Origin of the sequence: Streptomyces sp. NPDC059564 (genome assembly GCF_042735575.1) — a bacterium.
GTDB lineage: Bacteria > Actinomycetota > Actinomycetes > Streptomycetales > Streptomycetaceae > Streptomyces.
Map to the genome: position 1 here is coordinate 1 of NZ_JBHWBP010000303.1, position 9,372 is coordinate 9,372.

Annotated in this window: 8 protein-coding genes and 2 pseudogenes; 6 read left to right on the top strand and 4 right to left on the bottom strand. The window is 71.8% G+C overall.

Annotated elements, in window-relative coordinates:
• The 4 genes from ACFV0Q_RS32640 to ACFV0Q_RS32655 form a co-directional block, all read left to right on the top strand.
• A partial coding sequence (locus tag ACFV0Q_RS32640) for an alpha/beta fold hydrolase (protein ID WP_385010285.1) occupies nucleotides 1-560 on the top strand: 560 nt, incomplete at its 5' end.
• Nucleotides 557-940, top strand: a complete 384-nt coding sequence (locus ACFV0Q_RS32645; protein WP_385010286.1) for a DUF1330 domain-containing protein — start codon at nucleotides 557-559, stop codon at nucleotides 938-940. The genes ACFV0Q_RS32640 and ACFV0Q_RS32645, both read left to right, overlap by 4 nt.
• Entirely contained in the window at nucleotides 937-2,529 is a 1,593-nt protein-coding gene (locus ACFV0Q_RS32650) for a sulfatase (RefSeq protein WP_385010288.1), read from the top strand. Before ACFV0Q_RS32645 ends, ACFV0Q_RS32650 begins: the two co-directional genes overlap by 4 nt.
• Nucleotides 2,530-2,561: 32 nt before the next feature.
• Nucleotides 2,562-3,074, top strand: coding sequence for a hypothetical protein (locus ACFV0Q_RS32655; RefSeq protein WP_385010290.1), 513 nt, complete (start codon nucleotides 2,562-2,564; stop codon nucleotides 3,072-3,074).
• Here ACFV0Q_RS32655 and ACFV0Q_RS32660 read toward each other — a convergent pair.
• Nucleotides 3,046-3,924, bottom strand: a complete 879-nt coding sequence (locus ACFV0Q_RS32660) for a D-hexose-6-phosphate mutarotase (protein WP_385010292.1) — start codon at nucleotides 3,922-3,924, stop codon at nucleotides 3,046-3,048. The genes ACFV0Q_RS32655 and ACFV0Q_RS32660 overlap by 29 nt on opposite strands.
• Before the next feature lie 290 nt (nucleotides 3,925-4,214).
• On the opposite strand from ACFV0Q_RS32660, the gene ACFV0Q_RS32665 reads away from it, so the two are divergent.
• The gene (locus tag ACFV0Q_RS32665) at nucleotides 4,215-5,417 is read left to right on the top strand and encodes an MFS transporter (protein WP_385010294.1); all 1,203 of its coding nucleotides are present in this window, start codon (nucleotides 4,215-4,217) and stop codon (nucleotides 5,415-5,417) included.
• Nucleotides 5,418-5,914: 497 nt separating this feature from the next.
• On the opposite strand, the gene ACFV0Q_RS32670 is transcribed toward ACFV0Q_RS32665, so the two are convergent.
• Together ACFV0Q_RS32670 and ACFV0Q_RS32675 are read right to left on the bottom strand one after the other, a co-directional pair.
• Nucleotides 5,915-6,559 carry a GAP family protein gene (locus tag ACFV0Q_RS32670; protein WP_385010296.1) on the bottom strand — a complete coding sequence of 215 codons (645 nt, stop codon included), beginning with the start codon at nucleotides 6,557-6,559 and terminating at the stop codon, nucleotides 5,915-5,917.
• Nucleotides 6,556-7,707: pseudogene (locus tag ACFV0Q_RS32675) on the bottom strand (FGGY family carbohydrate kinase); the annotation flags it as partial. The pseudogene ACFV0Q_RS32675 and the gene ACFV0Q_RS32670, both read right to left, overlap by 4 nt.
• On the opposite strand from ACFV0Q_RS32675, the pseudogene ACFV0Q_RS32680 reads away from it, so the two are divergent.
• Nucleotides 7,695-8,271, top strand: a pseudogene (locus ACFV0Q_RS32680) (xylose isomerase); the annotation flags it as partial. The pseudogenes ACFV0Q_RS32675 and ACFV0Q_RS32680 overlap by 13 nt on opposite strands.
• Before the next feature lie 36 nt (nucleotides 8,272-8,307).
• On the opposite strand, the gene ACFV0Q_RS32685 reads toward ACFV0Q_RS32680, so the two are convergent.
• Nucleotides 8,308-9,372, bottom strand: a 1,065-nt coding sequence (locus tag ACFV0Q_RS32685) for a zinc-binding dehydrogenase (RefSeq protein WP_385010298.1), incomplete at its 5' end; no start/stop codon positions are given.

Sequence of the window (9,372 nt, forward strand, 5' to 3'; positions counted from 1 at the left end):
GGCGCCAGGGCACGTTGTTCGGCCCGGACTGGGGAGGAATGATCGGTCTGCGGCTGCTGGCCGGAGCGCCCGACCGCTTCAGCCGGGCCGTCCTCGCGAACACCGGACTGCCGACCGGCGACACAGCGGCCCCCGAGCACTTCCTGTCGTGGCAGAGGTTCGCCGCGACCACACCGGTCTTCGACGCCGGGGCCGTCGTCGAGCTCGGCACCCACCGCCCGGTCGACCGGGCCGTGCAGGCCGCGTACAACGCACCGTTCCCCGATCCCACGTACCAGGCCGGCGCACGGGTCATGCCCTCGCTGGTCCCCACCACGCCCGACGACCCGGCCGCGGACGACCAACGCCGCGCCTGGCGTGCCTTCAAGGAGTTCGAGCGCCCGGTCCTGACCGCCTTCAGCGACGGCGATCCGATCACCCGGGGCGGCGACGAGCCCTTCCTGAAGGCGTTCCCCACGGCCCGCCGGAGCACCGTCGCCGGGGCGGGCCACTTCCTCCAGGAGGACGCGGCCGACCGCGTCGTGGAGGTCATCGCGTCGTTCGTCGAGGAGGCTTCATGATGCGCACGTCCGGTCTGGTCCCCACCCCCGAGCAGGCCGCCGGGCTGCTCGAGGGCGAGGGGAGCGGGGAGATCGTCATGCTCAATCTGCTCAAGTTCAGCGACCGGCCCGAGGAGTACGGCCGCTACGAGGAACTGGTCCGAGAACGGCTCGCGGACGTCGGGGCGGAGCTGAAGTGGGTCGGCCTCGTCGAGCACCTCGTCGTCGGTGACCCGGCACTCGACGGATGGGACGCCGTGGCACTCGTGGCCTACCCGTCCAAGGAGGCGTTCACGAAGATGGTGACGTCCGGTCAGTACCAGGAAGCGGCCGGATACCGGGACCGGGGGTTGGCGGCGACCGTCCTGCTGTGCTGCACCGGACGGGAGGGAGCGCAGTGACCACGCCCCGGAACATCCTCTTCATCACCACGGACCAGCAGCGCTACGACGCGCTCGGCTGCAACGGCAACACGATCGCCCGCACCCCCGTCCTCGACGGGCTGGCGGCGGCCGGCTACCGCTACGAGCGCGCCTACAACCAGAACACCGTGTGCATGCCCGCCCGTTCCACCCTCCTCACGGGCCAGTACGTACGCACCCACGGAGTCGTCGCCAACGGCATCCCCTTACCGGAGGACGCCCCGTCCGTGGCGGCCCACCTACGCGACCGGGCGGGGTACCGTACGGCGCTGATCGGCAAGGCCCATTTCGAGCCGGCTTTCGACCCCCAGTACCGCTACACGGAGACCCGGCGCGCCGCGACCGGCGCCACCGGCTCGTGGCGCGGCTTCGACTACGCCGTCCAGGCCGCGCACGCAGCGGCCTTCGACGACTTCCGGATCGGCCACTACGGCGACTGGATCGCCACGGAGCACAGCGAGTTCCTCCACGCCTACGCCGACCTCCTCGGCGCCCGGCCCGGCGGCGACACCGGCGCACCGGAGGCCAAGCACAACGTCATCCCCCGCGACCTCTACCACACCGACTGGGTCGCCGACCGCACCGTCGAATGGCTGCGTGCCCAGAACCCGGCCGATCCCTTCTTCTGCTGGGTCAGCTTCCCCGACCCGCACCACCCGTGGGACCCGCCCACGTCGGAGATGTCCCGCGTCGACTGGCGCGACCTGGACCTCCCGGCCGGCCACCCGGGCAGCGACGAGGAGATCCGCAGGATCCTCGCGAACCGTCCCGCCCACTGGCTCGCCTACTACGAAGGCACCTGGGCCAACGCCGAAGGCGGCCCGATGGCCTTCGTGCCCGAAAGACTGACGCACAACCAGATCCGCGAGATCAACGCGCGCGTCCACGTCATGAACGAGCTCATCGACGAGGCGTGCGGCCGGATCCTGACCTGCCTGCGCGCACTCGGACTGTCCGAGAACACCGACGTCGTCTTCACCACCGACCACGGCGAGATGCAAGGGGACTACGGCTTCCTCTACAAGGGGCCCTTCCACGTCGACGCGCTCATGCGCCTCCCGCTGGTGTGGCGTCCGGCCCCCTCCGCCGGCCCCGTCGTCCCGGCCGTCATCAGCGACCCCGTCGGCCAGCTGGACCTCGCCCCGACCTTCTGCGCCATCGCGGGCATTCCCCCGGCCGACTGGATGCAGGGCAACGCCCTCCCCTTCGCCGACGGTGAGGGCCGCCACGAGCGGGTCCTGTGCGAATGGGACAGCCAGTTCCCCGGCTACGGCATGCACATGCGCACCATCTACCGTGACGGCTGGCTCTGCACTGCGTACGGCACGTCCACGGCGGGGCGGCCCAACGGGCTGGAGAAGACCTGGGGGGATGCCGTCCTGACCCCCACTTGGATCCAGTACGACGGCACGGAGGGCGAGCTGTACCACGTCCATGACGACCCCCACCAGTGGCACAACCGGTGGGACGATCCTTCCCTGGCCTCCCTCCGCGCCGACCTCGTCGCCGATCTGCACGACAGCCTGCCCGGTGAAACGCGGACCCTCGAAGTCGAGGCACCCGCATGACGTCGCACGAGGACGCCCATGGAGGGGGGAAGATGACCGGGCGAACGTCCCGCACCGCGGGTGGCCGGCCCTCCCGCACCGGCACGACCGCGCCGTGGCCCCGGCCCGCGGCCCTGCGACGCGGGTATCTCCTCATCGGCCTGCTCTTCGGAGCCGCGTGGGGCGTGAACCGCGGCATGCCGGTTTGGGAGCACGCCGTCCGGCTGCTGGCCTTCCTCCTCGTGGTGCCGCCGCTGCTGCACGGGGCTCAGCGGCGGCGGAGCCGGAAGCGGGGACGGCAGGAAGCCCCGCACCTGTCCGTCCTCCGGGCGACCTTCGCCAAGTGCTGCCTCGTCGCGGCCGCCATCCCCGCGACGGTCCTGCTGCGCCCGTACACGTCCCACGCGGACCTCGTCGTCGGCATCGGGATCGCGGCGGTGGTGGCTCTGGCCGGCCCCTGGGTGCACGTCACCTTCCTGGTCCGGCCTCCCCCCGGCGCATCCGGTACCCCCGGCCCGTCCGGCACTCCGGGCCCATTCAGGCGTTGGAGAGCAGGCGCAGAGTGAGGCCGAGCCGGCCGGGGTGGCCGGGCGTGCTCGTCAGCGGGGTGTTGATCCGTCCGGTTTCCACGCACAGGAAGTGGCGGTAGTCCGCTTCCGTCAGCTGGGCCGTGGAGGCTGACAGATCCGGGCCGGGGTTCCAGACCACCACGTCGCCCGCCCCGTGGTGCGTGATCCCGACGGCCCGGCCGCGGGCCGTGTCCTTGACGACGCAGCCCTCCTCCGGATCGGTGTAGATCCTCTCGATGTGGCCTGCGGGCGTCACCGTACCGTCGGCGTCGTCCACGTTCGTCGACAGGAGGTTGTCGGCATACCGCTTGCCGAGCCCGGAGAGCCGAGCCCGGCCCAAGTCGCCGATCGACAGGAAGGTGTGCAGAGCTGCCGTGCTGGTGTGCTCACCGTGCGCCGCGACCTCGATCTCACACGTCGCACCGAGCACGATGCGGGTGAACAGGGTGAAGTCGTGCGGCCACTGCCGGAGCGTCTCGCCACAGCTGCTCAGCGACAGGGTCAGAACAACGCCGTCCTCGGATTCGTCGAGCGTGACGAGATCCCAGTCGAGGATCCGGGCGAAACCGTGCAACGGCTGCCCGGCGCGACCGAACCACGGCCAGCACAGCGGCACCCCGCCCCAGACCGGTTCTCCGGCCCGCCAGGTGTTCCGCTCGGCCAGCCACAGGCCATCCGGCGCGGATCCCGCCGGTTGCCAGGCGATCACCTGTCCCCCCTGGACGGTGACCGCGCCCCGGACGCGCGCGTGGTCGATGACCAGGACCGGGAGGTCACCGAGTCGGCGGACGGTTACCGATGGCGACAGCCGCTCGACGACGGACAGGACGAAGAGCCCATCGTTCACGTGCCCATTCATCACCGATGCCGGTGTCAGTGCTGCCATGGTGAGTGGATCCCTTCGTGCGACCGCTGGCCACGACCGTAGGGTGGCTCCGTCCGGGCTCGCTTCCTCCCATTGGGCCCACAGGCGGACGAACTCGCGCGTTTCGGACGGCCCGCCCCGAGGGTCGGCCGCCACTGTGGCTCCGTCCTCGGCCTCCACGCCATCCGATCGGATGAGGGTACGGAACCGGGACCGCCGGTTGACTGGCTCGGTCCCCTGCCCGCGCACCGAGTCCCACGGAGTGGTCGCCGATGTTGCCCCAGACCTATCGGGAGGTCCTGGCGCTGCCCGGGGTCCGCCCGACGATCCTGCTGATCTTCTTCGCGCGCCTCCCGCTGACGGCCGTCAGCGTTTCGGTGACGCTCCACGTGATGGAGGACCGCGGCCTCGGGTACGGCGCCGCCGGCCTGCTCGCCGCCGCCTGGCTGCTCGGCACCGCCCTGGGGGCGCCCCGGGTGGGACGGGCGATCGACCGATTCGGGGCCCGGAGCGTCGTCGCCGTCTGCGGACTGTGCTCGGCGGCCTACTGGGCGGCCGCCGGCCACCTGCCCTACCTCGTCGTCCTGCCGCTCGGCCTCCTGGCGGGACTGGTCGCCGTGCCGTTCAGCCCGCTCGGCCGCCAGCTCATGGCCTCGCTGGTCCCCGAGCACCTGCGCAGGGCCGCCCTCTGTCTGGACATGATGTCCACCGAGACCGCGTTCATCCTCGGGCCGACCCTCGCCATCCTGGCGGCCTCCCACTTCTCCGCGACGGCCTCGCTGACCTGCATAGCGGTCTGCATCGCCCTGGCATCCGCCACTCTCGTGATCAGGAAACCGCCGCTGGCCCGCGACACGGTGGGAGCCGGCACCGAGCCGGCGGGACGGAGCTCCCGGCGCCGGACGGACGCCGCGACACGGAGGACGCTGATCATGGCCGGCGGCACGATCTTCGCCGTCATGGGCATGGAGGTCGCCGTGTACGCCTCCCTGCGCACCGTTGGCCACATGCACTGGGGCGGCATCGTCATGGCCATCCTGTCCGTGGCCTCGATAGCCGGCGGGCTGGTGTACGGCTGCCTCCGCCGGCCACTGCCGCACGGCGTACTGGCCGCGCTGATGTGTGCGCTGCTGCTGCCTGTGGGCCTCCTGAGCCACTCCTGGTGGCTGCTGGCACTGGCCCTGGTGCCCGCGAACCTGTTCTGTACGCCGACCCTGGTCGCGGGCACGGAAGTGATCAGCAATGCCGCCCCGGCCGGAGGCGCAGGCGAGGCGATGGGCCGCTACGAGTCGGTGATGCGCCTCGCGGTCGCCGCCGCCAGTCCCGTCATCGGCATGGTGATCGACCGCACCTCCGCCGGATGGGGCTTCACCGCCGCCGGCCTCGGCGGCCTGACCCTCGCGCTGCTCGCCCTGGCGAGGACCCGCATGCCGGCCTGGCGCAGGCGCGGTCCGCTGCTGCGAGCGGCCAGGTGATGCGGGCACGGCCGCCCGGGTCATCCCCCCGTTCGTCCGTGCGGATGACAAGCCCGCTCCGGTCGCGCTGCTGAAATGGATATCACCACGGAAGATCCGTGGACCGAATGAAAGGAATGACCGGTCATGACCGTTGCGCAGGAAATCATCCAGGCCCTCGCCGCAGAGTTCGGCGCGATCCACGCCAAGATCTCCGCCGAGTAAAGGCGAAGCCCGAGCGAAGCCCGACCACCGGTCGCGCTGCTGAACCGGATACCGCCACGGAAGATCCGTGGACCGAATGAAAGGAATGATTGGTCATGACCGTTGCACAGGAAATCACCCAGGCCCTCACCGCAGAGTTCGGCGCATCCCACGCTGCGACCAGCCGCGAGTAGGGAAACGGGCCGAAGCGAAGCCCGGCAGATCCCGGGGCGCACATCAGGCTCCCGGCACTGGTCCTCCAGTGCCGGGAGCCTTGCTCGTGCGCCTCGCTGTCGTCCCCGCGCAGGCCCCGGTCAGACCGCTGCGAGGCCCTCGGCGAGCAGGAGGAGCCCGATCGCGGCGATGACGACGGCCATGACCGCGGCGGCATTGCGCTCCAGCGCGCTCCGGGTGCGGGCGAGGGGCCCCACGACGCGTTCCCCCAGGACGAGCCGGAGCAGGACGGGCAGCAGGACCGTGCTCGCGGCACAGGCGGTGAACAGCGCCACCGCGGACACGGCACCGGACGGGGTCGGATCCTCGGTCGCGACGGCGATGCCGGCCGCGGCGGACAGCAGGAAGATCTTCGGGTTGAGGAGGGAGAGCATCAGCCCCAGCCGGGCTGCCCGGGCCGGGGTGGCGTCCGAGAGCAGCCGCATCCAGCCGGGCGCCGCCTTGCCGTGCCGGACCCGCCACTGCCGGATGCCCAGCAGGACCAGGAGCACGCCCACCCCGATCCGCACCCAGGCGGTCCACGACTGCTCGCTGCCGAACCGCTGCACCAGCGGGGTCAGCGCCACGCACACCGAGACCGGCACCGCGACGCCGGCCACCCAGCCAGCCAGGAAGGCGCCGCCGGCCGCGTGCGCCCTGGGGGCGAACTGCATGAAGAGCGCGGGAATGAGCGTGAACGGCGACAGGGCGATCACCAGGGCGAGGAGGACGACTTCCGCGGTCACCGCGGGCTCCGGAGGCCGGGCCGCTGCATCACGGGCGCATCCCCGGAAGCCGCCGCGGGGGGAATGACTTCGTCGAGGACCGAGCCGATCCGTTCCCATGTCCCGGTGTCCCTCTCCACGGCCGGCAGCTCGGTGTCCGCTCCGGTGGTCCACGACCGGGCGACGGTGACGGGATCCTCGCCCGTCGCGCCGGCGGCCAGCGCGGCGGCTCCGAGGGCGACGTGTTCGGTGCGGGTGGGGAGGACCAGCGGACGCCCGGAGAGCCATCGGACGGTGTCCCGCCAGGAGCGGCCGGCCGCGCCGCCTCCGACGAGGCGGAGGGGGAGCGTGGTCGTGCCCGGGTCGGCGGGGTCGAGGCCGCCGGCGAGCAGTAGGTCGTCCAGTGCCCGCAGCAGGGTGAAGACCGCGCCTTCGTAGGCGGCGCCGGGCAGTTGCTGCGGGGTGGTGGTGTGGCGTAGGCCGGTCAGCATTCCCGACGCCCCGGCAGGTCGGGCGTGCGTTCCCCGTCCAGATGGGGCAGCAGGACCACCTCTCCTCCGGGTGCGGTGTCGTCGCGGTCCAGCCCCAGCGACGTGCACATCTTCTTGACGGCGAGGGTGCAGTTGAGCGTGCAGGCCAGGGGGAGGTACGTGCCGTCCGCCGCGGCGAAGCCCGCGACCTGTGGGAGACCCAGTGTGCGGGGCCTGTCCGCGGTGACGGCGAAGGCGGTGCCGGACGTGCCCAGACTGACCACCGGATGGCCGAGGAGGCCGGACTTCCCGAGCCCCAGCCCCACCGCGGCGGCGACCTCGGGAAGCAGCCCGGGGACAGCCCGAGGAACTCCAGCAGTTCGGGGTCGTAGGCACCCAGACGGGTGTCGAACCAGCCGGTGCCGGAGGCGTCGCCCGGGTCGGTCACCGCCGCACCGCACAGCCGTTCGGTCAGGAAGCCGTGGGGGAGCCGGACCGCCGTGCATTCCGCGGCCGTGCCGGGTTCGTTCTGGCGCAGCCAGAGCCATTTCGCGGCGGTGAGGGAGGTGACCGGAACCGATCCGGTGCGGGCGCTCCACGCGTCCGCACCGCCCAGTATGTCCCTCGGGCGAGGCTGCCGGGCCCGGCGGTGACGGCTCTCCCGAGCGCATCCCACCACACCTCCGGATCGGTCTCGCGCACCGCTCGACCCGGTGGAGAGCGTTCACCGTCTGGCGGAGCTGGGCGCTTACGGAGTGACGTTCCACGACGACGACCTGGTGCCACCGGGCGCCGGAGACGAGGAACGGCACACCGCCCTCACGCGGTTCCGCAAGGCGCTGGACGGGACCGGCATGACCGTTCCGGGGAGGACGGGAAGGCACCGAATCCGGTGCGGCGAAAGACGTCCGGGCCGCACTGGAGCGCATGAAGGAGGCGGTCGGCCTCCTCGCCGAGCACGTCCGGGAACGGGGCCACGACATCAGGTTCGCGATCGAGCCCAAGCCGAACGAGCCGCGCGGCGACATCCTCCTTCCCACGGTCGGCCACGCCCTCGCCTTCATCGAACGCCTGGAGCGGCCCGAACTGTTCGGTGTCAACCCCGAGACCGGCCACGAGCAGATGGCCGGACTGAACTTCCCGCACGGCATCGCACAGGCACTGTGGGCGGGCAAGTTGTTCCACATCGACCTCAACGGCCAGAACGGCGCCAAATACGACGAGGACCTGCGCTTCGGCACCGGTGACCCCAGGCAGGCGTTCTGCCGTGAGGACGAAGATCGCCGCGGCCTGCGCCGCCTACGGGGTGAGGACGACCTTGACGGCGTCCTGCCCGCCGAGGTCGTCCAGCGCGTCGTGGATCCGGTCGAACGGACGGGTGTGGGTGATCAGCCGCTCGAACGGGATCCGGTCGTGCTGCCGGAGCAGCGCCATGGCCTCCGCGAACGAGCGCGGAGGGTTGAAACTCATGCCGATCAGGCGCACGTTGCGCCGGCAGATGTCACGGGCCGGATCGACGGTGATGCCGCTGTCCCCCGGCACGATGTTGCCCACCTCGATCACCGTTCCCAGTCGGCGCACCATGCCCAGCGCCTCCGCCATGGCGGCGGGCCGGCTCGCGCAGTCGATCACGAGGTCGGCGCCCCGGCCGCGGGTCAGGTCGAGCACGGCCCGTCGCCGCGCGTCCGGGTCGAGTCCGGCCGTGTCCAGGACCACGTCCATGCCGATGTCCTTCGCCGCAGACAGACGGCCCGGACGCGATCCGGAGACCACCACCGTGCCGACACCGAGATGACGGAGCACCAGACCGGTGAGCAGGCCGACGGCACCGGCACCGAGCACCACCGCGGTGGCGTCGCTCGTCAGCGTCTCGTCCCAGGTGCCCGACGGGGTCCTGGCCAGGTCCACCGCGCGCACGGCCACGCCCAGGGGGTCGAGCAGGGACGCGACCTCCGCGGGCAGGTGCTCGGGGACCCGCCACAGGTACGTGCCCGGCATGACCACGAGGTGCCGTCCGAAGCCTCCGGTGAGGGCGGGGCCGTCGTCCGCGGCGCTCCGGTCGCCCTCCAGGCCGAGGTCCTCCAGGGGAATGCCGTAGACGAACGCTCCGGTGCAGGTGGCGGCCCCGGGGCCGAATCGCCTGCACTCCAGACATGTGTGGCACGGCACCCAGGGGAACAGGGCCACCGAGTCGCCTTCCGCCAGCGGCGTGTCGTCCGCGTCCTGCCGCGGGTGGCCGCTGCCGAACGCGACCACCCGTCCCACGATCTCGTGCCCCAGTACGGTGGGCCTGAGGGGATCGCGGGAGACCAGGTGCTGGTCCGTTCCGCAGATCCCGTTGGCGGTCACCTCCAGGAGCAGTCC